General features: G+C 66.8%; 22 protein-coding genes and 2 tRNA genes. 14 read left to right on the forward strand and 10 right to left on the reverse strand.

Annotated elements, in window-relative coordinates:
- Positions 1 to 28 precede the first annotated feature (28 nt).
- The 3 genes from gyrA (at position 29) to OOK07_RS21550 (ending at position 3,660) form a co-directional block, all read left to right on the forward strand.
- Positions 29 to 2,623 (forward strand): DNA gyrase subunit A, encoded by a 2,595-nt coding sequence (gene gyrA / locus OOK07_RS21540; protein WP_266682427.1) that lies wholly within the window; start codon positions 29 to 31, stop codon positions 2,621 to 2,623.
- Between the two features lie 18 nt (positions 2,624 to 2,641).
- Positions 2,642 to 3,460, forward strand: coding sequence for a DUF3566 domain-containing protein (locus tag OOK07_RS21545; RefSeq protein ID WP_266682428.1), 819 nt, complete (start codon positions 2,642 to 2,644; stop codon positions 3,458 to 3,460).
- 123 nt (positions 3,461 to 3,583) lie between these two features.
- A tRNA-Ile gene (locus OOK07_RS21550) sits at positions 3,584 to 3,660 on the forward strand.
- Positions 3,661 to 3,978: 318 nt separating this feature from the next.
- Here the strand turns inward: OOK07_RS21550 and OOK07_RS21555 are convergent.
- Positions 3,979 to 4,329 carry a DUF6344 domain-containing protein gene (locus OOK07_RS21555; protein WP_266798011.1) on the reverse strand — a complete coding sequence of 117 codons (351 nt, stop codon included), beginning with the start codon at positions 4,327 to 4,329 and terminating at the stop codon, positions 3,979 to 3,981.
- Positions 4,330 to 4,656: 327 nt separating this feature from the next.
- On the opposite strand from OOK07_RS21555, the gene OOK07_RS21560 reads away from it, so the two are divergent.
- Together OOK07_RS21560 and OOK07_RS21565 are read left to right on the forward strand one after the other, a co-directional pair.
- Positions 4,657 to 4,785, forward strand: coding sequence for a DLW-39 family protein (locus OOK07_RS21560; protein ID WP_003999697.1), 129 nt, complete (start codon positions 4,657 to 4,659; stop codon positions 4,783 to 4,785).
- Positions 4,786 to 4,981: 196 nt separating this feature from the next.
- Positions 4,982 to 6,277, forward strand: coding sequence for a hypothetical protein (locus tag OOK07_RS21565; protein ID WP_323182980.1), 1,296 nt, complete (start codon positions 4,982 to 4,984; stop codon positions 6,275 to 6,277).
- Between the two features lie 103 nt (positions 6,278 to 6,380).
- Here the strand turns inward: OOK07_RS21565 and OOK07_RS21570 are convergent, their stop codons facing one another.
- Both OOK07_RS21570 and OOK07_RS21575 read right to left on the reverse strand, forming a co-directional pair.
- Positions 6,381 to 7,901 carry a serine/threonine-protein kinase gene (locus tag OOK07_RS21570; protein WP_266801996.1) on the reverse strand — a complete coding sequence of 507 codons (1,521 nt, stop codon included), beginning with the start codon at positions 7,899 to 7,901 and terminating at the stop codon, positions 6,381 to 6,383.
- A 174-nt stretch (positions 7,902 to 8,075) separates the two neighbouring features.
- The gene (locus OOK07_RS21575; protein ID WP_266517853.1) at positions 8,076 to 8,624 is read right to left on the reverse strand and encodes a helix-turn-helix domain-containing protein; all 549 of its coding nucleotides are present in this window, start codon (positions 8,622 to 8,624) and stop codon (positions 8,076 to 8,078) included.
- A 181-nt stretch (positions 8,625 to 8,805) separates the two neighbouring features.
- Here OOK07_RS21575 and OOK07_RS21580 point away from each other — a divergent pair.
- Positions 8,806 to 8,878, forward strand: a tRNA-Ala gene (locus OOK07_RS21580).
- 200 nt (positions 8,879 to 9,078) lie between these two features.
- Here the strand turns inward: OOK07_RS21580 and OOK07_RS21585 are convergent.
- Positions 9,079 to 9,750 (reverse strand): ScbR family autoregulator-binding transcription factor, encoded by a 672-nt coding sequence (locus OOK07_RS21585; protein WP_405671346.1) that lies wholly within the window; start codon positions 9,748 to 9,750, stop codon positions 9,079 to 9,081.
- 327 nt (positions 9,751 to 10,077) lie between these two features.
- Positions 10,078 to 10,779 carry a DUF5324 family protein gene (locus tag OOK07_RS21590; protein ID WP_266682431.1) on the reverse strand — a complete coding sequence of 234 codons (702 nt, stop codon included), beginning with the start codon at positions 10,777 to 10,779 and terminating at the stop codon, positions 10,078 to 10,080.
- Positions 10,780 to 11,141: 362 nt separating this feature from the next.
- Between OOK07_RS21590 and OOK07_RS21595 the strand changes: the two genes are divergently transcribed.
- Both OOK07_RS21595 and OOK07_RS21600 read left to right on the forward strand, forming a co-directional pair.
- A complete protein-coding gene (locus tag OOK07_RS21595) occupies positions 11,142 to 11,675 on the forward strand; it encodes a peptidylprolyl isomerase (protein WP_266682432.1) in 534 nt (177 codons plus the stop codon).
- A 98-nt stretch (positions 11,676 to 11,773) separates the two neighbouring features.
- A complete protein-coding gene (locus OOK07_RS21600) occupies positions 11,774 to 12,682 on the forward strand; it encodes a rhomboid family intramembrane serine protease (RefSeq protein WP_266682433.1) in 909 nt (302 codons plus the stop codon).
- Between the two features lie 281 nt (positions 12,683 to 12,963).
- On the opposite strand, the gene crgA is transcribed toward OOK07_RS21600, so the two are convergent.
- Positions 12,964 to 13,218, reverse strand: coding sequence for a cell division protein CrgA (gene crgA / locus OOK07_RS21605; RefSeq protein ID WP_266682434.1), 255 nt, complete (start codon positions 13,216 to 13,218; stop codon positions 12,964 to 12,966).
- A 142-nt stretch (positions 13,219 to 13,360) separates the two neighbouring features.
- Between crgA and OOK07_RS21610 the strand changes: the two genes are divergently transcribed.
- The 6 genes from OOK07_RS21610 to OOK07_RS21635 are packed head-to-tail and all read left to right on the forward strand — an operon-like array spanning position 13,361 to position 17,623.
- On the forward strand, positions 13,361 to 14,140 hold the full coding sequence (locus tag OOK07_RS21610; protein WP_266682435.1) for a DUF881 domain-containing protein: 780 nt from the start codon (positions 13,361 to 13,363) through the stop codon (positions 14,138 to 14,140).
- A gap of 24 nt (positions 14,141 to 14,164) precedes the next feature.
- Positions 14,165 to 14,857: a class E sortase gene (locus OOK07_RS21615; RefSeq protein ID WP_266798015.1), complete on the forward strand. Its 693-nt coding sequence runs from the start codon at positions 14,165 to 14,167 to the stop codon at positions 14,855 to 14,857.
- A gap of 17 nt (positions 14,858 to 14,874) precedes the next feature.
- A complete protein-coding gene (locus tag OOK07_RS21620; protein ID WP_266798017.1) occupies positions 14,875 to 15,072 on the forward strand; it encodes a hypothetical protein in 198 nt (65 codons plus the stop codon).
- Positions 15,069 to 15,707, forward strand: a complete 639-nt coding sequence (locus OOK07_RS21625) for an aminodeoxychorismate/anthranilate synthase component II (protein WP_266682437.1) — start codon at positions 15,069 to 15,071, stop codon at positions 15,705 to 15,707. Before OOK07_RS21620 ends, OOK07_RS21625 begins: the two co-directional genes overlap by 4 nt.
- Entirely contained in the window at positions 15,704 to 16,864 is a 1,161-nt protein-coding gene (locus tag OOK07_RS21630) for a class E sortase (protein WP_266682438.1), read from the forward strand. Before OOK07_RS21625 ends, OOK07_RS21630 begins: the two co-directional genes overlap by 4 nt.
- A gap of 12 nt (positions 16,865 to 16,876) precedes the next feature.
- Complete coding sequence (locus tag OOK07_RS21635) at positions 16,877 to 17,623, forward strand: class E sortase (protein ID WP_406312125.1); 747 nt, start codon at positions 16,877 to 16,879, stop codon at positions 17,621 to 17,623.
- A 101-nt stretch (positions 17,624 to 17,724) separates the two neighbouring features.
- Here the strand turns inward: OOK07_RS21635 and OOK07_RS21640 are convergent, their stop codons facing one another.
- The 4 genes from OOK07_RS21640 to OOK07_RS21655 form a co-directional block, all read right to left on the reverse strand.
- Positions 17,725 to 18,774 (reverse strand): restriction endonuclease, encoded by a 1,050-nt coding sequence (locus OOK07_RS21640; protein ID WP_266798019.1) that lies wholly within the window; start codon positions 18,772 to 18,774, stop codon positions 17,725 to 17,727.
- Between the two features lie 349 nt (positions 18,775 to 19,123).
- Positions 19,124 to 19,567: a hypothetical protein gene (locus OOK07_RS21645; protein WP_266798021.1), complete on the reverse strand. Its 444-nt coding sequence runs from the start codon at positions 19,565 to 19,567 to the stop codon at positions 19,124 to 19,126.
- Positions 19,568 to 19,709: 142 nt separating this feature from the next.
- Positions 19,710 to 21,710, reverse strand: coding sequence for a Stk1 family PASTA domain-containing Ser/Thr kinase (gene pknB / locus OOK07_RS21650; protein WP_266798023.1), 2,001 nt, complete (start codon positions 21,708 to 21,710; stop codon positions 19,710 to 19,712).
- Positions 21,711 to 21,879: 169 nt separating this feature from the next.
- A complete protein-coding gene (locus OOK07_RS21655) occupies positions 21,880 to 23,355 on the reverse strand; it encodes a peptidoglycan D,D-transpeptidase FtsI family protein (protein WP_266798025.1) in 1,476 nt (491 codons plus the stop codon).
- Positions 23,356 to 23,666 lie beyond the last annotated feature (311 nt).

Here is a 23,666-nt window from a genome sequence, read left to right on the forward strand (position 1 = left end):
ACCGCACCAGGAAGGATCCTCACCAGCAATGGCCGACGAGAACACTCCCAGCACGCCTGAAGAGGGCGCCATCATCGCGCAGCGCGTCGAGCCCGTCGGGCTCGAGACGGAGATGCAGCGCTCGTATCTCGACTACGCGATGTCCGTCATCGTGTCGCGCGCCCTGCCCGACGTCCGCGACGGCCTCAAGCCCGTCCACCGCCGCGTCCTGTACGCCATGTACGACGGCGGCTACCGGCCCGAGAAGGGCTTCTACAAGTGTGCCCGTGTCGTCGGCGACGTCATGGGCAACTACCACCCGCACGGCGACAGTTCGATCTACGACGCGCTGGTCCGCCTCGCGCAGCCGTGGTCGATGCGGATGCCGCTGGTGGACTCCAACGGCAACTTCGGCTCTCCGGGCAACGACCCGGCGGCGGCCATGCGCTACACCGAGTGCAAGATGGCGCCGCTGTCCATGGAGATGGTCCGTGACATCGACGAGGACACCGTCGACTTCACGGACAACTACGACGGCCGCTCCCAGGAGCCGACCGTCCTGCCCGCCCGCTTCCCGAACCTGCTGATCAACGGCTCGGCGGGCATCGCGGTCGGCATGGCCACCAACATCCCGCCGCACAACCTCCGTGAGGTCGCGGCGGGCGCCCAGTGGTGCCTGGAGAACCCCGAGGCCTCCCACGAGGAGCTCCTGGACGCGCTGATCGAGCGCATCAAGGGCCCCGACTTCCCGACCGGCGCGCTCGTCGTCGGCCGCAAGGGCATCGAGGAGGCGTACCGCACGGGCCGTGGCTCGATCACCATGCGCGCGGTCGTCGAGGTCGAGGAGATCCAGAACCGCCAGTGCCTGGTGGTCACCGAACTCCCCTACCAGACCAACCCCGACAACCTCGCGCAGAAGATCGCCGACCTGGTGAAGGACGGCAAGGTCGGCGGCATCGCGGACGTCCGCGACGAGACGTCGTCCCGTACCGGCCAGCGCCTCGTCATCGTCCTGAAGAGGGACGCGGTCGCCAAGGTCGTACTGAACAACCTCTACAAGCACACCGATCTCCAGTCGAACTTCAGCGCCAACATGCTGGCCCTGGTCGACGGTGTGCCGCGCACCCTCTCCCTGGACGCGTTCATCCGGCACTGGGTGGCGCACCAGATCGAGGTCATCGTCCGCCGGACGAAGTTCCGGCTGCGCAAGGCCGAGGAGCGGGCGCACATCCTGCGCGGCCTCCTGAAGGCCCTGGACGCCATCGACGAGGTCATCGCGCTGATCCGGCGCAGCGACACCGTCGAGATCGCGCGCGGCGGCCTGATGGACCTCCTGGAGATCGACGAGATCCAGGCGAACGCCATCCTCGAGATGCAGCTGCGCCGACTGGCCGCCCTGGAGCGCCAGAAGATCGTCCAGGAGCACGACGAACTCCAGGCGAAGATCAACGAGTACAACCAGATCCTCGCCTCCCCGGTCCGCCAGCGCGGCATCGTCAGCGAGGAACTCGCCGCGATCGTCGAGAAGTACGGCGACGACCGCAAGACGATGCTGGTGCCCTTCGACGGCGACATGTCCATGGAGGACCTGATCGCCGAAGAGGACATCGTCGTCACCATCACGCGCGGCGGCTACATCAAGCGCACCAAGACGGAGGACTACCGCTCGCAGAAGCGGGGCGGCAAGGGCGTACGCGGCACGAAGCTGAAGCAGGACGACATCGTCGACCACTTCTTCGTGTCGACCACGCACCACTGGCTGCTGTTCTTCACCAACAAGGGCCGCGTCTACCGCGCGAAGGCGTACGAGCTTCCGGATGCCGGCCGCGAGGCGCGCGGCCAGCACGTCGCGAACCTTCTCGCCTTCCAGCCGGACGAGGCGATCGCCGAGATCCTGGCGATCCGCGACTACCAGGCGATGCCGTACCTGGTCCTCGCCACCAAGGGCGGTCTGGTCAAGAAGACGCCTCTGAAGGATTACGATTCGCCGCGTGCCGGTGGTGTGATCGCGATCAACCTTCGGGAGACGGACGACGGTTCCGACGACGAACTGATCGGAGCCGAGCTCGTTTCGGCCGATGACGATCTACTTCTGATCAGCAAGAAGGCACAGTCGATCAGGTTCACCGCCACGGACGAGAGCCTGCGGCCCATGGGCCGGGCCACCTCGGGTGTCAAGGGCATGAGTTTCCGCGAGGGCGATGAACTTCTGTCGATGAATGTTGTTCGACCCGGTACGTTCGTGTTCACTGCCACAGACGGCGGGTACGCGAAGCGGACTGCCGTCGACGAGTACCGCGTCCAGGGTCGCGGCGGCCTCGGTATCAAGGCCGCCAAGATCGTGGAAGACCGCGGTTCGCTGGTCGGCGCGCTGGTGGTCGAGGAGACCGACGAAATCCTCGCCATCTCGCTGTCGGGCGGTGTGATTCGTACGCGAGTCAACGAGGTCAGGGAGACGGGCCGTGACACCATGGGCGTCCAACTGATCAACCTGGGCAAGCGCGATGCCGTCGTCGGTATCGCTCGTAACGCCGAGGCGGGGCGCGAGGCGGAGGAAGTCGACGGCGACGTGGCCGTGGACGAGACCGCCGAGGCTGCCGCGACCACCGGCACGGACGAGGGTGAGGCGCCCTCGGCCGAGTAGGACGAGGAGTGAGTCATCGTGAGCGGAGCCACGGGCGCCGGATCGGCCGGTACCCCCTCGGGTACGGAAACGGACGGCGGCGGCCGTGGCTCCGCCGCGCATGCGACAGATCCGCACACGACCCAACTGCGCGCGATCGACGCAGGTGCGGCCGACTCACCCTCGCCCGACACGCATGGATCCCAGGGGGGAACTGTGACGGACTCCCGAGGCCCGCAGACCCAGCAGCCCCAGGCTGGAACGGGCCCGGCCGCTCCGGGCGCCAGGCCGCAGCCCCAGCATGCTCCGGCCGCCCAGCCGGCACCGCCGCAGACGGCCTCCCCGCTGCCGGGAGAACGGCAGCCTCAGCAGCCCGCAGGGCCGTACCACCCGCCGCAGGCCTACCAGAATCCGGCAGCCGCCCAAGGGGCCCCGGCGCCCACCGGTGCGGTACGCAGGCCGCGCACCGGCGCGCGCACCACGCCTCGCATCCGCAAGGCACGCCTGCGCGTGGCGAAGGCCGATCCGTGGTCGGTGATGAAGGTGAGCTTCCTGCTCTCCATCGCCCTGGGCATCTGCACGATCGTCGCGTCCGCCGTGCTGTGGATGGTGATGGACGCGATGGGCGTCTTCTCGACGGTCGGCGGCACGATCTCCGAGGCGACCGGCTCGAACGAGTCGAACGGCTTCGACCTGCAGTCCTTCCTGTCGCTTCCGCACGTCCTGATGTTCACGTCGATCATCGCGGTCATCGACGTGGTCCTCGCGACGGCTCTCGCGACCCTCGGCGCGTTCATCTACAACCTCTCGGCGGGCTTCGTCGGCGGCATCGAGCTGACGCTCGCCGAGGACGAGTGACTTCTCTGCGACCGCCGGTTCAAACCTCTGCGGAGGGTCCCGCGAGAACCGATTTTGGGACTGCCCACGTCGTGCGCTAATCTTCAGGAGTCAGCGCGCGGGACACATCCCGCAGAGCGCGGCGGGGCTATAGCTCAGTTGGTTAGAGCGCATCCCTGATAAGGATGAGGCCACAGGTTCAAATCCTGTTAGCCCCACCAGCACGAAGACCCCCAACCAAGCGCGGTTGGGGGTCTTTGGCATTTACGGCGCCGACATCCACCGGCCGACATCCACTGGCGACGCCTCCGGCCGACATCGGCCGTCGCCACCGTCACCAGCGGCCGCCACTGCCGTCACCAGCAGCGGGTGCCAGAGGCCGCTTCCCGAAGACTGACTCCGGGGACAAAGTCCGGGGACAGACTCCGGGGAATGACTCAAACAAACGAAGACCCCCAACCGGTTGCGGTTGGGGGTCTTCCGCGTGGGCGGATTGTGTACGCAAGTTCGCCGTTACGTCTGGGATACGGGGCGGTGCCTCAGCGCTGGAGGGGGATGGACGGCTCGGCGGCCGAGAGGTACGTGTCCGTCTCCAGGTCCGCGTCCGCACAGTCGTCGGCGTCCGCGAGCGGACGGTGCCGGCAGCTGGGGGACTTTCCGTGGGCCTCGGCACGGATGCGCTGCTTCATCGTGGGGGGCAGGGCTCTGGCGTAGGACCAGGACCAGCGGGACACCGGCGGCGTCGTCACGTGCGTGGCGCTGTTGCCGTTCGTCTCGGTCTGCGGTACGGCCGCGGCGGCGGTCGTCGTGATGAGTCCGAGCGTCGTGCACAGCGCGAGGAACGCGGTGACGATGGCGGTCCACAGCTTCATGACCTGGTTCTGGGCCATGGCCCCTCACTTTCGGGTCGGGCGATTTGCGTACTTTCCTCATGATGTGTATGGCGGCCGCGAAGTGGTGGACCTAGGCACGTGGCGCGTCGAAGTTCGGATGAACACCACCCCATGGGCCCAAATGGCAGGAAATATTAAGAATCAGGGACAAAATAACCCTCGGTGAGGGTGTGATCACCCTCAGATCGGAGCGGTGGACTCCGGTTCTACTGCGGCCCAGCGGAGGGGAGTTGGGGGGCCTACGCAGGTCACCGATCGGTCTCGGTCGGTGTGTATAGTCGGGCGCCAGAGGTCCCCTACGTCAAGGAAAGACGAGGTCGCGCGGTGAAGAAGCTTCTCCTGGTCGCACTGGCCGCCATCGGCGGGCTCCTCGTGTACCGCCAGATCCAGGCGGATCGCGCCGAGCAGGATCTGTGGACGGAGGCGACTGACTCCGTGCCCACGGGTTCGTGAGTATCGACAGCGGAATCTGAACAGACCCCGGCCGTCCTTGCGGTCGGGGTTTTGTGTTGCGCGGATGAGGTGCGACGTCGCGGGGCAGGATGGGCCACGGTCCAGCGGTCCGGGCGACGACGAGGGGTGGCGCGTGATGGGGCGGCGTACGGCGTGGTGGCGTGGGAGGGCAGGGCGTGGTCGTCCGTCTGCACGCGTGCGCGTGGCGGCCGCGGCAGCGGTGCTGTGCACGGCGGCGGTGCCCGCGTCCTGGCCGGCCGACGCCGCGGCGGCAGCCGCGAGCCCGGACTCCGACGGCCCCTCCGCTGCCTCCGCCTATGCCTTCGCGGAGGGCGCCCGGTCCGTCGTCGGGGCGGCCGGTACCGCGGACGCCCAGCGCATCGAGGGCAGCACGACGTACCGGAGTTCCCTCCCCAAGGGCGCGAAGGTCTACTACAGCCTTGAACTCGACGCCGCATCGAACACGTACGTCTCCGTCACCGCCGTCCCGCGCCCGGGCGCCAAGCTCTCCGTCACCGACGGCATCAGGGTGTCGGTCGAGGACGGCGACAGCCACTCCTGCTCCTACGAGAGCGCGAGCTTCGGCGCAGCCAAGAGCCCGCACCCCATCACGGCGTGGGGCGCCCGCACGACCGCCCCGGCCAGTCCCGTCTGTCAGGGCGCCGGCACGTACTACGTCGTCGTCGAACGTGTCGGTACGGCCGATTCCTCGTCCGGCGCCTGGGACCTGGAGCTCAGCACCGCGACCGAACCGGCTCTGAAGAAGACAGGTTCGACGAGCCCTCCCAAGGTGTGGGACTCCGCCTCGCCCACTCCTGTCCCTGGCCAGGCCAGGCACAGTCAGGGCGGCGCGGGCTTCAGCAGGGCGACCGCCGTGGGGCAGGGCGTCTGGCGCGCCGACATCTCGCCCGGGCAGACACTCTTCTACAAGGTCCCGGTCGACTGGGGCCGACAGTTGTCCGCCACCGCCGAACTGGGCAGCGTCGACGGCGACGGCCAGGGCTACGCGATCGACGCCCTCGCCATGTCGCTCTACAACCCCGTGCGCGCCGACGTCGAAGAGGCGAGCGTCGGCTATGACGGCAAGCAGAAGTCCGCCTCTCTCGCGCCGCTGCCGCCTGTCGGATACGCCAATCGTTACGCCGCCACCGCCCCGGTGAACGTGATGCAGTTCGCCGGTTCCTACTACCTCGTGGTGCACCTCGCCGCAGGGGTGGCCGAGGATTTCGGCGACGGGCCGTTCGGGCTCACGCTGCGTGTGCGGGTCGAGGGGACGGCGCAGGACGGTCCCGGGTATGCCGGGCAGCCCGTGCCGCCGAACGTCTTCGAGGTCACCGCCCAGGACCGGGAGGCGGCAGCGGAGGGTGGGTCCGCAGGCGGTGACGCCGCGATGAAGGCGGTTGCCGCGGGTGGGATCGGGGCGGGCACGCTGGTGCTCGTCGTACTCGGGCTGTGGACGGTCACGGCCCGGCGGAGGGCCGAGGCCGGGTGAGGTCCTTCGCCTCGCGGGCCAGGGCTCGATGGGGGCGGTTCGTCTCGCGGACCAGGGGCCCGAGGAGGCGGTTCGTCTCGCGGGTCGGAGTCCGGTGGACGGTTCAGACGCGGGTCAGCGCCCAGAACCCCACGGCATAGCAGGCCAGCGCGAGAAGCAGGAGCGGGATCGCCACCTTCGCGGGTGGGCCGGTACGGCGTGCGCGGCGGTGGCGGCGCGTGGTCTCCTGCAGGATTCCCTGCGCAGAAGGCGGAACCTGCGGGGCCTGGGCGGTGTACGTAGCAGTAAAGGCATCAGCGCGTTGGTGCGGCTGGGGCAGGGCCTGGCCGGGGTGCAGTGGTGCGCGCGTTCGGGGGGAGGGCAGTGCATGCGTGGGGTCGTGGGGGGAGACGTAGGCGGGCTGTTGCCGGCCGCTGTCCTGGTGGGGCTGCTCCTGTGCGTGGGGCGTCGGTGTCTGTGGAGCGGGAGTTCGGGCGGAGGAGCCGGTGGCCTGCGGCGGCGGCAGGTGGAAGCTGCCGGTGTCCGACATGCTGGGCGACTGCGTGGGGAGGGACGGTTCCGGTCGGTGCCCGGTGCCCTGACGGGGGTCGGGCGTTGGTGTGACACCCGTGGACGGCACGGGGGTTGCGCTCGGCGCGGACAGCCGCGAGGACGACTCCGGCTCAACGGACCACGACTGAGCCCCACTTGCACCGGTCCCCGCGGTATCCGCCTCACCCCTCGCCCCCACCCCCGGTGCGGGCTTGAGGGGGCCGGTGGGCGCGAACCCCGATGGGAGGGGCCCGAGTTGGTCGAAGACCTCGATCAGTTCGTCGTCGGGGCCGGGCTCCGGGAGCAGCTCCGTGGCGGAGGCGAGCGCCTTGCGTGCGCCCGTGGCCGTGCGGAACCGCGCTTGCGGGTCCGGCTGCAGCAGCGTGGCCACGACCTGCCACAGCGGCTCTGGGATGCCCTTGGGCGCGCTCGGCGTCCCGTGCGCCGCGAAGTACTGCACGAGCGCCTTGGCGTCAGGCTTGGCGCCCTCCAGCAGATACAGCGCGACCAACCCCACGGCGAACAGGTCCGCGGGGAAGTCCGGTTCCGCGCCCAGCATCTGCTCGGGCGCGAGATAACCCGGCGTCCCCACCACGAGGTTGGTCTCCGTCAGCCGGGGCTCGCCCAGCCGCATGGCGATGCCGAAGTCCGACAGCCGCAGTCGCGGCCGGCCCGTGCCGGTGGCTTCCAGGAGAACATTGGCGGGCTTGACGTCACGGTGCACGACGCCTTCTCCGTGCACCGCCGACAGCCCCGACAGGAGCTGGTCGAGCAGGGTGCAGACGAAGGCCGGCGGCAGGGGGCCGTAGTCCCCGACGAGATGGGCCAGCGAACCGCCGGCGACGAGATCCATGGTGAACAGAACCTTGTCGTCGTCGGCGGCCCAGCTGGCGGGCGCGAGCACATGGGGGTGATCGATACGAAGGGCCTGTTCGCGGACGAAGCGCAGCAGGGAGTGCGCGTCGCGCTGCTGCAGGACCTTGGCCGCCACATAGCGGCGGCGGCGGTGGTCCCAGGCACGCCAGACGGCGCCGACTCCTCCGCGTCCGATCGGGTCGACCAGTTCGTACCGGCCGGCGAAGACCTCACCCATGGCTGTGCGTCGCACCTCCCCCTTCGGCTACCCCCCCTTGCCTGCCCCTCGACGGGTGTTACGACTCCCCCTCGCGCCGTTCCTCGACGAGTGTGATGAGTGATACGAACCCCAGCGGCACTCCTCGGCCGTCGACCCGGCTGCCGAACCCCCTTCGGCGACCGGGCAGCGGGGTCAGCTCTGGTGGGACTGGTAGTGCGTGACGGCGTCGGAGGTGCGGCCGGCGCCGTACACCCGGAGGAACTCTGCCAGCTCCGGGTGGCTCGGGGCGAGGCTGTCCGCGGCGTCGATTATGTCGCCCGCGGCGGCGACCGAGCGCAGCAGCGACTGGATCTCGCGAACCACCCGCTTGACCGTGGGCGCTCCCGAACTGCTCGTCGTGGTCGTGGTGTTGCTGAGCACCGATCCCCCCTGGGACTTTTTGATCTCTTCCATGCGCTCCGTGGCCTCGGCCGCGCTCACGCTGCCGTCCGCGACCTGTCCCGCCAGGTCCTGCAGCAGCTGCACCCGCTGTACGACTGCCGGGTTGCCGATCTTCGCCCGCTGGCCGCTCATGAGCTGTGACAGCATCGGAGCGGACAGGCCCAGCACCCCCGCAAGACGGGCCTGATTGAGCCCGAGGTCTTCTATGAGCTTACGGAAGAGCGCCCCCAGTGGCTCCCCGTACCAGTTCCGCTGCAGTTCCCGCGCTCTTGCGGTGGCTTCCTGCTGTGCGGCGTCCATTGCGTCTCCCCATCGCTTCCCCAAGTACTGTGGTTCGCTGTAGCGAACCACGCCGAGCATCTTACGGAGAGTGGTCGTTCACGGGGACCCCCAATCTTTTTGCGAGATCCCGGGGGTGACCCGGTACTCTGGTCTCCGGCGCCCACCGGTACGCGGTTTATCCGGGGGATGCTCCGCTTTCGGGGCCTTAGCTCAGTTGGTAGAGCGCTGTCTTTGCATGGCAGATGTCAGGGGTTCGACTCCCCTAGGCTCCACATCGAAAAGCCCCTCCTACCTGTGGAAACACAGATGGGAGGGGCTTTTTGCGGCCCGCCGACAGCACACCGGTCGCGGAGCGGACAGTGACGTTCGAGGGTGTGATCCGCAGGTCCGCCCGCCCGCACCGTCCGCCTGCACTGTCCGTCCGCTCGGTGCCTGAGCCAGGGTGATTTTGGTGAGTGGTGGACGGGCGTCCTCAGCCGGTGCCGGCTCCGGCGCCTACCTCGGCCTCGGTTCGGGAGTCGTCCCGGGTGGTCGTGGTCGCCGGGTCGGTGACGCCTTCCGGGCGTAGGCGGACGATGGTGGCCGGATGGGCGATGGACGGCAGGATGTGACGCCACATCACGGCCACGCGCCCGTGCAGGTCGGTCCGTCGGTTGATGGCCTCGGACACCAACTGGACGCCGGTGAAGGTGGCGACGACGAACTCGGCCGTCTCCCTGGGGACGACCTGAGGGAGCACTTCGCCCTGCTTCTGCCCCTCGGCCAGCAGCCGGGTGGTGAGGTCGAACCAATCGCCCCACGGATGCGTGCCGTTGAAGAAGACGCCCTCGATGGACAGCCGTGTCCCAGCTCTCGCGAGGGCGTCGTGGCGCAGCACATGGGCGAACTGGTGCGTGATGTCGATGATCGACTGCAGGGGGGAGAGCCGAGGCTCCACGCTCACCAGGCCGGTCTGCTCGTCCATGATCGCCTGGGCGAGCGACTCCTTGGAGGGGAAGTGGAAGTACATCGCGCCCTTGGTGACGTTCGCACGGCGCAGGATCTCCGAGGTAGCCGCGCGTTCGTAGCCGTACTCGGCGAACACACTCGCCGCGGCTTCCACGATCGAGCGCCGGGTCTGCAGCGCGCGAGCCTGCTTGGCCATTTCTTCCCCTCCGACACGTGCTTTCTCTACCAACTCTAGCGAACCACCCGGTCTGTTTCCGTAAGGCCTCCCTGCGGTGGGCGAGGGCGGATTACCGCCTCTCTCAGCCGCAGCTCCCACCTGGGGTGATGTGAGCCACATGGTGTGGGGCACAGCTTTCCGGAGTAAAAGAAACCGATCGGTCTGTTTTTGGCCCAGCCGATACGCGAGACAACAGGCCCGTTTGCACGGCAAGCGGCTGTCGGCTGTCACGTTCCACGTGAAACACAGGTGGGGCGGGAGACTCTCAAGTCTCCCGCCCCACCGTGTAGTTGGGTACGCAGGACCTCACCGGCCGTCGTCGCGCTGAGCGGCCTCTTCCTCGGCCTGCTTGGCCTGCACCTCCGGGTCGAGCACCGACTGACCGCTGCCGTCCACAGAGGTCAGCCGGCTCGACTCCGGAACCTCCGTAGCTGCGGGCGGTTCGACCAGCCAGTCCGGGTTGGCCTGCTTGTCCCACCACTTCCAAGCGGCGAAGGCACCGCCGGCGAGCGCGCCGACCACCAGCAGAACCTTCGCGGCACGACCGGCCCTCGCTCGCCGCTCGTGCTTGCGCACCAGTTTCTGGATCTCCTTCGGTGAGACCTGACCGCGCAGTGCGGCCAGTGCGGCGACACCGCGCGCGGTGGCCTCTTCCCTGACGGGCCCGGTCGCGGCCACGGCCTGCTCCAGCCTCGGCCGGGAATAGTCGGCGGCCTGCCGTGCGGCCTGGCGGGTACGGATCGCGGCTTCATGGGCGGCCTGGTCGACCTTCGGCGGCACATACGTAAGGGCCTGCTCCAGGCGCGGCATGACATGCGCGTCGTACTGGACGCGGGCCTGATCGGCGGCCTGCGACACCTTCGGCGCGAGCCGTACGCGTGCCTCGTGTGCGTAGTGCGAGGCCCTGTCCTTGGCCGTGTCGGCGTAGGGCGCCACCACTTCCGCGGCGTGCAGCACGCTGTCCTTCGCCGAACCGGTCGCGGCGCGCACGCTGTCGATGCGGGTCACGGGTTTCCTCCTCCTCGGTGGCGTACGGTATTTCGACTTTCCACCCTTTTACGGATCATGCCTGTCAACAGACCCCGGGGCATGTGAGGGCGGGCATCCGGGTCATGCATACCGACTCCGAACCATCTCCGATCAAAATCTGATCAAGTGTCGATCAAGTCCAATAGAGGATGAATACGGGGCAACAGGCGCTTGTCGTCGACAATGCCACGGATCGTCGCCGAGCGCCCCCGGCCCGGACGTACTCGCCGGGTTTTCTGCGAACGACTTCCCCGTATACGCCCTCATAGACAGGCGCCCGGGACGGGTCACGTGGACCGTGCAAGGATCGGGAACCACAGGAAGACAACGGAAGGCACATCGTGGCTGAGCAGCTTTACGCCACCCTGAAGACCAACAACGGCGACATCGACATCCGGCTTCTGCCGAACCACGCGCCCAAGACGGTCCGAAACTTTGTCGAGCTCGCCACGGGCGAGCGTGAGTGGGTCAACCCCGAGACGGGCCACAAGTCCACGGACAAGCTCTACGACGGCACGGTCTTCCACCGGGTGATCAGCGGATTCATGATCCAGGGCGGGGACCCGCTGGGCAACGGCACCGGCGGCCCCGGCTACCAGTTCGAGGACGAGTTCCACCCCGACCTCTCCTTCAACAGGCCTTACCTGTTGGCCATGGCCAACGCTGGTCCGGGCACCAACGGCTCGCAGTTCTTCATCACCGTGTCCCCCACGACGTGGCTGAACCGCAAGCACACGATCTTCGGTGAGGTCACCGACGCCGCGAGCCAGAAGGTGATCGACGCCATCGCCACGGCGCAGACCAACCCGCGCACCGACCGCCCGCTCAACGACGTCGTCATCGAATCGGTCGTCGTCGAGACCCGCGAGGGCTGAGTCCCCGCACGGCAGGAACCAAACGCCCCGCCCATCCGTAAAGATGAGCGGGGCGGTGCTTTTGCGCGCGGCCCTCGTACGTCGACCTAGGGGAACTCATGGACCAGGCGCCAGGCAGCCCACAGGGCCCGGATGACCAGGGACCCCCGCATGCCCAGAGCGTGCCCGGCTGCTATCGCCACCCCGACCGCGAGACCGGCATCCGCTGCACCCGCTGCGAGCGCCCGATCTGCCCCGAGTGCATGGTCAACGCCTCGGTCGGCTTCCAGTGCCCCGAATGCGCCCGCGGTGACTCCCGCACCGGACACCCGTCGGCCGCCTCCCGCCCGCGCACCCTCGCGGGCGGCAGTGTCGCCGCCGACCCGCGCCTGTTCACCAAGATCCTCATCGGGATCAACATCGCGGTCTTCATCGCCGTGCACGTGCGCAGTTCGCTGCTGGACCACCTCGTCCTCATCGGCGAATGGCCCCCTGCCCCGTTCAACGCCACCCAGGGCGTTGCCGAGGGTGAGTGGTACCGCCTGGTGACCTCGATGTTCACGCATCAGGAGATCTGGCACATCGGCTTCAACATGCTCAGCCTGTGGTGGCTCGGCGGTCCCCTCGAAGCGGCCCTAGGCCGTGCCCGCTACCTCTCGCTCTACTTCGTCTCAGGCCTGGCGGGCAGCACCCTGGCCTATCTGCTGGCCTCACCGACCACGGCCACGCTCGGTGCCTCCGGCGCGATCTTCGGCTTGTTCGGGGCCACCGCGGTCCTCATGCGCCGGCTCAACTACGACCTGCGGCCGATCATCGCGCTGCTGGTGATCAACCTGATCTTCACTTTCGGCATGAACAACATCTCCTGGCAGGCCCACATCGGCGGCCTCGTCGCCGGCCTGATCACGGGCTACGGGATGGTGCATGCCCCACGGAAACACCGCGCCCTGGTGCAGTACGGCACCTGTGCTCTCGTCCTGGTGGTTGTCGTGGTCCTGACGCTGGTCAGGACGGCTCAGCTCACCTGACGTACCCGGTTGTCCACAGCGGGTGGCGAATCTTGTGCATGAGCTGCGGGAACAGCTGTGCCCCCTGTCACTGACCCGTGTTTGCGCAGGTCAGGCAGGGGGCGAACAAGCTTGCGAAGAGTGTTGAGATGGTCGTACCGGTGTCAACGCCCGACTGGTTATCCACAGATCGTCGTTCTTTATCCCCAGGGGCCTTGTGGATATTTCTCTGGGCTGTGGATAACTCAGCGGATAGCCCTGGGCAGAGCTATGGTCACCGAGGTGTCGCTCTTACGCAGGGCTTACTTCCACTGGGTGGAGACACCGAATCCAGCGGCGATGAAGCCGAAGCCGACCACGATGTTCCAGTTGTCCAGCTGGTCGATGGGCAGTGAGCCGTCCGTGACGTAGAAGACGACGATCCAGGCCAGCCCGATGAGGAACATGGCCAGCATCACTGGTGCGACCCAGGCGCGGCTGTTCAGCTTGATGCTGGTCGCCTGCTTCGCCGGCGGCGGCGTGTAGTCGGCCTTCTTGCGGATACGTGACTTCGGCACGAGGGTCTCTCCTGTCGATGCGCTGCGTGGCCGCGCAGGGGACTGTGACTGGCTCCGGAGCAGCGTACAAGGGGACTCTTAGTGCTCCCCCGGGCGTCCGTTAGCGTAGTGCTTCCGCGGCGCCGAAGGAGATAAGGGTACGTTGAGCAATTCTGCCGACTCCCCCCAGGCCGGATCCAGCCCTGACCGCAGACAGGGTTTCCGGCCCGTACGGGTGCTCACGGTGGCCGTCTTCGCCCTCGCGGGGCTCATTTTCTTCACCAGTTTCAATACGGCCAAGGGCACCAACATCCGCACGGACACGTCCTTGCTGAAGCTTTCCGACCTCATCCAGGAGCGCAGCCGCAAGAACGGCGAACTGGACGCGTCCAACGGCTCGGTCCGTGACCAGGTCGAGTCCTTCGCCGAGCGCGACGACGGCAGCACCGTGGCGGAGGACAAGAAGCTCAACGGCCTGGAGAAGAACGCGGGCACGCAGAAGCTGAAGGGCGAGGCGATGACCGTCACGCTCAACGACGCCCCGCCGGATGCCACCGCCAAGCTTCCCGGCTACCCCGAACCGCAGCCCGACTACCTGGTCATTCACCAGCAGGATCTGCAGGCGGTGGTGAACGCCCTGTGGCAGGGCGGCGCCAAGGGCATCAAGGTGATGGACCAGCGGCTGATCTCCACCAGCGCCGTGCGCTGTGTGGGCAACACCCTGATTCTCCAGGGCCGCGTGTACTCACCGCCGTACAAGATCACGGCGGTCGGTGACCCCGACAAGCTGAACCAGGCGCTCTCTGCCTCGAAGGCGATCCAGAACTACATGGTCTACGTGAATGTGTACGGCCTCGGCTGGAAAGTCACCCAGGACGGGACGGTGACTCTGCCCGGCTACTCGGGCACAGTGGATCTGCACTACGCCCAGCCCGTGGAGTGATCTGAGCCGTTTCGGGAGCTGCCGGTGCGCGTCGTCGTCAGGACCGTCAGCGAACTCTGCATCACCGTGGGCACGTTGATTGTCCTCTTCGTCGTCTATGTACTGTTCTGGACCGGTGTGCGGGCGGACGGCGCGATGAACCACCAGATCGATGTCCTGCAGGGCCAGTGGGCGAAGCAGACGGCACAACCCACGGCCACGGCCGTGCCCGGTACGCCGGCCGGCGCCCGGAAGCCGGCGCCGTACGTCGCGGGCAAGCCCTTCGCGATCATGTACATCCCTCGGCTTGGTTTCACGTGGAACAAGCCCGTGCTCGAGAACACCGCCGTGAGCACGCTGAAGAAGGGGCTCGGTCACTACGCGAACACCGCCCAGCTGGGCCAGGAGGGCAACTTCGCGGTCGCCGGGCACCGGCGCACCTACGGCGATCCGTTCGTGGACTTCCCCGCGCTGCGGCCCGGCGACGCGGTGGTGCTGACCGACGGGACCACCTGGTTCACGTATCGGATCGACAAAGGGCCCTACAAAACCGTACCGACGGACGTTGAGGTGATCGACCCTGTGCCACGTAAGTCGGGGTATACGCAGGACGGCCGCTATCTGACGCTGACCACGTGCGATCCGGAGTGGGGGCACAGCCACCGGCTGATCGTGTGGGCACACCTGGATTCCACACAGCCTGTGGAGGCCGGGAAACCAGCGGCGCTGCGCCGTTAGTCTGGTGCGGGTACGGCGTGAGTCCGGTGCCGTGGTGGAACGGAAGGGACGGCATGTACGGCTGGATCTGGCGGCATCTGCCGGGGAACGTTTGGGTGAAGGCGCTGATCTCGCTCGCGCTGGCCCTGCTGGTGGTCTATGTCCTCTTCCAGTACGTCTTCCCGTGGGCCGAGCCGCTGCTGCCCTTCAACGATGTGACGGTGGACAACCAGTGAGTGCACGGATTCTCGTCGTCGACAACTACGACAGCTTCGTCTTCAACCTCGTCCAGTACCTGTACCAGCTGGGCGCCGAGTGCGAGGTGCTGCGCAACGACGAGGTGTCGACGTCGCACGCCCAGGACGGCTTCGACGGTGTGCTGCTCTCACCGGGCCCGGGTACGCCTCAGGAGGCGGGCGTCTGCATCGAGATGGTGCGGCACTGCGCCGCGACGTCGGTGCCGGTCTTCGGCGTCTGCCTCGGCATGCAGTCGATGCAGGTGGCGTACGGCGGTGTGGTGGATCGTGCCCCCGAGTTGCTGCACGGCAAGACCTCGCTGGTCGAGCACGGGGGCAGGGGCGTCTTCGCCGGTCTGCCCTCGCCGTTCACGGCGACGCGCTACCACTCGCTGGCCGCGGAGCCGGAGACGGTGCCGGCCGAGCTGGAGGTGACCGCCCGCACACACGACGGGATCATCATGGGGCTGCGGCACCGTGAACTCCCGGTCGAGGGCGTGCAGTTCCATCCCGAGTCGGTGCTGACCGAGCACGGCCACCGGATGCTGGCCAACTGGCTGGTGGAGTGCGGCGACCAGGGTGCCGTGGCGAGGTCGACGGGGCTCGCCCCGGTGGTGGGCAGGGCCACGGCGTGACCGCGCTGCGCCCCGAGCGCGAGTCCGGCGCCTCGTACGGGCAGGAGCCGTACGAGGCGTCCGGCGCGTTCGAGGCGTCCGGTCCGTACGAGGAGTGGGGTGCCGGTCCGGCGGGGCAGCACGGGGCGTACGCGGCGCAGGAGCAGCCGTACGCATCCCCCGCCCAAGAGCCGTACGTACCGCCCGCCGAGACGCAGCAGTTCCTGCCGCCGATCGACGACGAGACGGTGGCCCTGCGGATACCGGACCCGCCGCCGGACGGCTCCATACCGCCCTCTGGCGCCTCAACTGCCGCTGCTGCCACAGGAACCACCCCGGGCGGCCGAGCGGCCCGGAGAAAGGCCGCCAAGCGCCGTCACGGGCGCCATGGGGGCACTCGTACGACGTCGGATGCTTTGGAGGAAGGCGCCGAGGAGGCGTCCGCCGATGCCTCCCGGACGCCGCTGTCGCGCGTCGAGGCCCGCCGGCAGGCACGCGCGCGCAAGGCGAGCCCGGCTGTCGTCGCGAGCCGCGCGATCGGTGAGGTGTTCATCACCACCGGCGTACTGATGCTGCTGTTCGTCACCTACCAGCTGTGGTGGACGAACGTCCGGGCACATGCGGCCGCGGACAAGGAGACCAGCACCCTCCAGAACGACTGGGCCAGCGGCAAGCGCGCTCCGGGCACCTTCGAACCGGGCCAGGGCTTCGCGATCCTCCACATCCCCGAGCTGGACGTGGTCGTGCCGATCGCCGAGGGCGTCAGCAACAAGAAGGTGCTCGACAAGGGCATGGTCGGCCACTACAGCGAGGGCAAGCTCAAGACGGCGATGCCCGGCGCGAAGACCGGCAACTTCGCGCTCGCCGGGCACCGGAACACGCACGGCGAGCCATTCCGGTACATCAACAAGCTCAAGAAGGGCGACGAGGTCGTCGTTGAGACGCAGGACAAGTACTACGTGTACAAGATGACGTCAGTGCTGCCGGTGACGTCGCCGAGCAACACCAGCGTGATTGGTCCCGTGCCGCCGCAGTCGGGTTTCACGGGGCCCGGCCGGTACATCACGCTGACGACCTGTACTCCGGAGTTCACCAGTAAGTACCGGTTGATCGTCTGGGGCAAGATGGTCGAGGAACGGCCGCGCAGCAAGGGCAAGCCGGATGCGCTCGTCGAGTAGGGGCGAATGAAAGTGGCAGCGACCACCGACGACACTCAGGGGCACGCGGACATGTCGGGGCCGCTGGCGCAGCGGCGCCGGCGGCCCGGCCGTATCGCGATGGCGGTGAGTGTCTTCGGCGAACTCCTCATCACGGCGGGCCTGGTCCTCGGCCTGTTCGTCGTCTACTCCCTCTGGTGGACGAACGTCGTCGCCGACCGTGAGGCGGACAAGCAGGGCGACAAGGTCCGCGACACCTGGGCCCACCAGGACACCGGACCCGGCGCACTGAACACCGGGAACGGCATCGGCTTCCTGCACGTCCCCGCCATGAAGAACGGCGTGGTCCTGGTCGAGAAGGGCACCTCGACGAACGTCCTCAACGACGGTGTGGCCGGCTACTACATGGACCCGGTCAAGGCGATGCTCCCGACGACCGGCAAGAAGGGCAACTTCACCCTGGCCGCCCACCGGGACGGCCACGGCGCGAAGTTCCACAACATCGACAAGCTGAGGAAGGGCGACCCGATCGTCTTCGAGACGAAGGACAAGTGGTACGTCTACAAGGTGTACGACATCCTCGACGAAACCTCGAAGTACAACGTGAAGGTCCTGTCGCAGGTCCCGAAGGAGTCAGGGAAGAAGAAGGCCGGGCACTACATCACGCTGACGACGTGCACGCCGGTGTACACGTCCCGGTACCGGTATGTGGTGTGGGGGGAGTTGGCGCGGGTGGACAAGGTGGACGGTAAGAGGACGCCGCCGAAGGAACTGCGGTGAGGTGACTCGGGTCCTGGAAGGACCTCAGTCCTCTAGCATGGCGAAGGCCCGAAGCCGCAACCATCCTTTGCGGCTTCGGGCCTTATCGCGTCACGCCGTGCCTACTCCAGGACCTTCAGCGGTTCCCCGGCGCTCCACTCCTCCAGCATCCCGCGGTGTACGGCGGTGATCCCGGTCTCGGCGGCAATCTTCAGGGCCTCGGGTGTGAACGGGCACGTTGCCACGAAGAGTGCCACTTCCGCGCTGTACAGAACTTTCGCCGACCCGACGAACTTCTGGACGTCTGGGCTACTGATGCAGAGATAGGGCGCGCGCCTCTTGCACTGGACGACGAGACGTCGTCCATCTGCCGTGATTCCGATGATGTCGACGCCTCGGTCGCCCTGACCTCCTTGTACGACGACATTGGTGCATCCGTCGCGGATCAGCAGTTTGGCGATGTGGTGCTCGAACACGCGACCGTGCATGGCGTCCATGGCCGCCATGACTCCGATGGCGGGACGGTCGTCTCGTACCCCTTCGAGCCTCTTCAGCCGTTCGTGGTGCTGGTGGAGCCGTCGCTCGATGCGCTGGACACCCGTCCGCAGGGCGATCAGCTCCTTGCGGTGCTCGCCCGAGGTCTCGATCAGGGCGTTGAACATCGGCACGACCGTCTTGCCGAGGATGTGCGTGATGCGTTGGTCGATGCGGTCGTCGAGGGAGACGGTGTCTGGGGCGACGGACGCTTCGACAGGTTGCGTACGCGCCAGGTACTCCATGTCGAGGAGGTACGTGCGGACTTGGCGGGCCACATCACTGTCGCGGAGGAGCATGGCGACGTTGAGGACGGCGCGGCGTGCGTAGAGAGTGAGGCTCGATCGAGGCTGTGGATAACTTCCCGGATAGCGTGACAAGACGTCACGCTTAAATTCTGCGAGGTCGTGGCCCTTGAGCGTCACCATTCCGTTGATCGACAGCTCCTCGTGATGCCGTGCTTTGAGCTGCCGGATTGCCTCGACGGACACGCCGAAGTACGCCGCCAGCATCGCCGTAGTCACATGCATCCCGTCCGGCAGCAGCGACAGCGCCTTGACTCTGTCGAGTACGTCTGTGCGCTCCAGCACGCTGTCGCGCAGGGACTTGGACTCCAGTAGCGCCGATTCGCTGATCACGTTCTGCCCTTCCGTTCGTGGTGTGGCCGTACGGCCAGGGCAGAGCTCTGAGACCCCACCCCACCCCACCCGATCAACGAGTCGTCACATATGAAGACACGATTGCTGCGCGGACTGCACTCGTTGTCAGTTACACTGTTGGCGCCTCAATTTCGCTGTGTTCGGGCGGAGCGGAGTTCAACCATCAATAGGGTGAAGAATTTTGACCGCGCTTCTTCGAGGCGCGGGACAAGTGGTGTCTATAAGGCCCACGACATCCTTCCCAAGGCTTGGACGTAAAGATAAAGGCCCGAATTCGCATCAAGTTCTTGCGAATTCGGGCCTTTTGCTCCATAGTCTGGTTCTGAGGCTATGCGTGCGTCTCGTGGGAAACGCCACACTTCACGTCACTGCCACCCTTTGATAGGCAAACGTAGAAATGAACCCGACTGCCCTCTTTGAGGTTGGGCTGGTGGGGCGTGATGCTGGTACCTGCGCCACCGTTCCAGGTGTAATCCCAAGCGGGGTGACCATCTGTGTAGTCGGCATGCAGTGTTACGCCGTAGTGGTCGTCCTTGTTGTCTGAAATGGTGAAATAATCACCGTCGGCGAACCACTGGGCGCAACCGTCATTCCCTCCCCATGGGGCGCATCCTCCCGCCGTCGCGGCAGCCTGCGCTGGATTTGCGGTCACGATGAGACCAGTGATGGTCAACATCGAAAGGGTGGAAAACAGGCGTATCTTGGACAATTTTCCCCCAGTTTCAATAGCGGTTGGTCGAACAATATTCGTATCATACGACAACTCATTCATCGCGGTAGTCGCGTGATGTAGATCACTCTCAAGGGCCGTTGGAATGCAGGATTCACCCAGGGGGCCGTACAAACAATGGAGCCTCGGTACAAGTCAGCTGTACCGAGGCTCCAACGTAGGAGGAAGAATCCGTATTCGATTGCTATGAGGTTCCGGTGACGCCTCCGAAGAAGTTGGTGCCGCCGTTGTTACCGCCGTTGTTGCCGCCGCCGCCCACGGTTGTGAGGGTGACCGTTGTGCTTCCGGGGTCGTTGGCCGGGGTATTGGCCTGCGGGTCTTGCTGGACCACGAACGCGTTGTCACTCTGGTCGCTGCCGTTGGCGAACTGGATGTTGTTGAAGCCGGCCTGCTGCAGGGTCTTCTTGGCGTCCTTCACGCTCTGTCCAACAACGTTCGGGACCGCCGTCTGCTGCTGCTTCTGGCCGATGCTGAGCTGCACCGCGGTGTTCTTCTTGACCGGGGTACCGATCGACGGGTTGGTCGAGATGACCTTGTTGACCTGGTTGTCGTCGGTGGTGGGCGTGTTCACACAGTTGCCGTTGAGGCCGACGGCCTGTAGTGCGGCCTTGGCGTCGTCGCAGCTCTGGCCGGTGACAGGGGGCACCGCGACGGTCTCGGGGGCCTTGGCGATGGTGAGGGTGATGGTGGAGCCCTTCTCCCTCTCCTTGCCGCCGATCGGGTCCTGGTCGAGGACGTGGTTCGCCGGCTCCGAGGACTCACGCGTCTTCGTCTCGACCTTGAACTGGTACTCGTCGCCCTCGAGCTTCGACTTGGCGTCGTCGAGGCTCAGGCCGATCACGCTGGGCACCTGCACCTTCGGCGCGCCGGTGGACACCACCAGGTTGACCGTGGAGTTCTTCTTGACGTCGCTCTTGGGGGCAGGGTCCTGCGAGCAGACGTTGCCCTTGGTCTGGGACTCACAGGGCTGCTGCTTGACCGAGCCCAGCTTGAGGTCGCTGTTGGTCAGCTGATTCTTTGCGTCGGCCTGGCTGAGACTGACGAGGTTCGGCACCTTCACGGTGTCGTTCCCGACGCCCCCGCCCCCGAACGCCCACTTCCCGATCAGAATGGCGCCCACCAGCACCAGAACGCCCGCCACGACCAGGAGGATCGTCGACGTGTTGGACTTCTTCTGGCGGCGGCGGCCGGGGCGGTCGTCGTAGCCGTAGCCGCCCTCGTCCGGGTTCATCGGGGGCAGCATCGACGTGGCGCCGGCGTCCGTGGAGCGCAGGGCCGTGGTCGGCTGGTCGTCCGGGTAGCCGCCGTAGCCGACCGAACCCATCGCTGCCGTGGCCGCGACCGGCTGACCGTCGAGGCAGGCCTCGATGTCGATGCGCATCTCGTCGGCGGACTGGTAGCGGTAGTTGGGGTCCTTGACCAGTGCCTTCAGGACGATGGCGTCCATCTCCGGCGTGATCTCGGGGTCGAAGACGGACGGAGCCTGCGGCTCTTCCCGCACGTGCTGGTAGGCGACCGCGACCGGGGAGTCGCCCACGAAGGGCGGGCGGACCGTCAGCAGCTCGTACAGCAGGCAGCCGGTCGAGTAGAGGTCGGAACGGTTGTCCACCTGCTCGCCCTTGGCCTGCTCCGGAGAGAGGTACTGGGCGGTGCCGATGACCGCGGACGTCTGCGTCATCGTCATACCGGAGTCGCCCATGGCGCGGGCGATGCCGAAGTCCATGACCTTGACCTGGCCGTTGCGCGTCAGCATGACGTTGGCCGGCTTGATGTCGCGGTGGACGATGCCGTTGCGATGCGAGTACTCCAGGGCCTGGAGGATCCCGATGGTCATCTCCAGTGTGCGCTCCGGCAGCAGCTTGCGGCCGGAGTGCAGCAGCTCGCGGAGCGTGGAACCGTCGACGTACTCCATCACGATGTACGGGATCGAGACCCCGTCGATGTAGTCCTCGCCCGTGTCGTAGACCGCGACGATCGCGGGATGGTTGAGCGAGGCGGCCGACTGGGCCTCCCGGCGGAACCGGGCCTGGAATGACGGGTCGCGTGCGAGGTCAGCCCGCAGCGTCTTCACCGCCACCTGGCGCCCGAGGCGGGTGTCATGCGCGAGGTATACCTCCGCCATGCCACCACGACCGAGCACCTGGCCCAGTTCGTACCGGCCGCCGAGGCGACGCGGCTCTTCCATAGCTACCTACCAGCCCTCTCCGTCGGTCCCGGCCGTCACGAATGTGCGGCCGGAGGCTGCCGTCCGGGCCTACCGTACCCGGATAGCTTTGTGTGACCTGGCCAAGCCCGTCACCCGATACAGGACCGGTATCGCAACGTGCACCGATGTGAAGGGGACGTGAGCGGGGTCACTTCTTGGAGTTGATGACCGCCTCCATCACGCTCTTCGCGATCGGGGCCGCGAGGCCGCCGCCGGAGATGTCGTCACGGTTGGCGTTGTCGTCCTCGATCACCACGGCCACGGCGACCGGGGCGCTGCCGTCGGGGAGCTTGGCGTAGGAGATGAACCAGGCGTAGGGGTTCTCGCTGTTCGCCACGCCGTGCTGGGCGGTACCGGTCTTGCCACCGACGGTGGCGCCCTGGATCTGCGCCTTGGTGCCGGTGCCCTCCTTGACGACCGTCTCCATCATCGACTGCAGGATCTGGGCGTTCTTCGACGACAGGGGCTGGCTCAACTCCTGCGGGTCGGTCTGCTGGAGGGTGTCCAGGTTCGGCGCCTGCAGCTTGTCGACCATGTACGGCTTCATCAGCTTGCCGTCGTTGGCGACCGCGGAGGCGACCATCGCCATCTGCAGAGGGGTCGCGGCGGTGTTGAACTGGCCGATCGAGGACAGCGCGGTCTGCGAGGGGTTCATGTTGTCGGAGAAGACCGAGGCGTTGGAGCGGACCGGAGTGAACTGCTCCGCGTCGAAGCCGAACTTCTTCGCCTCGTCCAGCATCTTGTCGTTGCCGAGGTCGGAGCCGATCTTGCCGAAAACGGTGTTGCAGGAGTACCGCAGCGCGATCCGCATGGTCGCGTCCTTGCAGGGGATGTTCCCCTCGTTCTTCAGCTCGGTCGTGGTGCCCTTCATGATGTAGGGCAGCGGCGAGTCGGTCTTCTCGTCGGCAGAGGTGTACAGCCCGTTCTGCAGCGCGGCCGCGGCGGTGACCACCTTGAAGGTCGAGCCCGGCGGGTAGGTCTCGCGCAGCGCCCGGTTCAGCATGGGGTCGTTGGGGTTGTACTTCTTCTGCAGGTTCTTCCACGCCTTCCCGTCTTCGTCGGTGTTGCCGGCGAAGACGGAGGGGTCGTACGAGGGGTAGGACGCCATCGCCAGGATCTTGCCGGTGGACGGGTCGAGCGCGGCGACGGCGCCCTTGCCGCCCTGGGCCTTGAGGCCGTTGTACGCGGCCTTCTGCGCGGCGGCGTTGAGCGTGGTGACGACGTTGCCGCCCTGCTTCTGCTTGCCCGTGATCATGTCGAGGGTGTTGCGGAAGAAGAGCCGGTCGTCAGTGCCGGAGAGGATGCCGTCCTCGATCTTCTCGAGGAAGCTGCCGTCGAAGGCCTGGGAGGAGTACCCGGTCACCGGGGCCCACATGGGCCCGTTCTTGTAGGTGCGCTTGTACTTGAAGTCGCCGTGCTTGTTCTCGACCGAGCCGGTTATGGGGTCGCCGTCGACGATGAGGTCGCCCCGCGGGCTCTCATAGCGCTCGATGGCGACGCGGCGGTTGGCCGGGTCGGTGCGCAGCTTGTCGGCTTGGGCGTACTGAAGCCAGTTGTCGCGGATCAACAGCGCCAGGACGAGAACTCCGCAGAAGATCGCGATTCGGCGCAATGGCTTGTTCACATCCGGCCTTTCCACAAGCTAAACAGGTGCGCCTGCCGCTTCAGTCTCTCGGTGTCGATGGTGCTGGAGTGGTGCTCATCCTGGCCGCCCACATTCTAGGGGCAGAGGCTGTGTCCCCCGGGCGGGGCTGTGGATGACGACTGGTGGAGAGACGCATCGGAGGAGCGACGGGTTCCGGAAGCACGGACGGCTTCCGGCCCCGGCGGGTGCCGGTTCCGGAAGCCGTCCGTCAGGCAGGAGCCGGGGTGCAGGTCAGCACTTCGGCGGGTTGCCGCTGGCCACGGCGAAGCAGCAGTAGTGGTCGGTGGCGA

Origin of the sequence: Streptomyces sp. NBC_00078 (genome assembly GCF_026343335.1) — a bacterium.
In the GTDB taxonomy this organism is placed as follows: Bacteria; Actinomycetota; Actinomycetes; order Streptomycetales; family Streptomycetaceae; genus Streptomyces.

Excerpts from the sequence above, each read along its gene's own strand:
- gyrA (WP_266682427.1), top strand. The coding sequence starts at position 29 with ATGGCCGACGAGAACACTCCCAGCACGCCTGAAGAGGGCGCCATCATC.
- OOK07_RS21555 (WP_266798011.1), bottom strand. The coding sequence starts at position 4,329 with ATGGCCCAGAACCAGGTCATGAAGCTGTGGACCGCCATCGTCACCGCG.
- OOK07_RS21570 (WP_266801996.1), bottom strand. The coding sequence starts at position 7,901 with ATGGGTGAGGTCTTCGCCGGCCGGTACGAACTGGTCGACCCGATCGGA.
- OOK07_RS21575 (WP_266517853.1), bottom strand. The coding sequence starts at position 8,624 with ATGGACGCCGCACAGCAGGAAGCCACCGCAAGAGCGCGGGAACTGCAG.
- OOK07_RS21585 (WP_405671346.1), bottom strand. The coding sequence starts at position 9,750 with ATGGCCAAGCAGGCTCGCGCGCTGCAGACCCGGCGCTCGATCGTGGAA.
- OOK07_RS21600 (WP_266682433.1), top strand. The coding sequence starts at position 11,774 with ATGGACCAGGCGCCAGGCAGCCCACAGGGCCCGGATGACCAGGGACCC.
- OOK07_RS21645 (WP_266798021.1), bottom strand. The coding sequence starts at position 19,567 with ATGAATGAGTTGTCGTATGATACGAATATTGTTCGACCAACCGCTATT.
- pknB (WP_266798023.1), bottom strand. The coding sequence starts at position 21,710 with ATGGAAGAGCCGCGTCGCCTCGGCGGCCGGTACGAACTGGGCCAGGTG.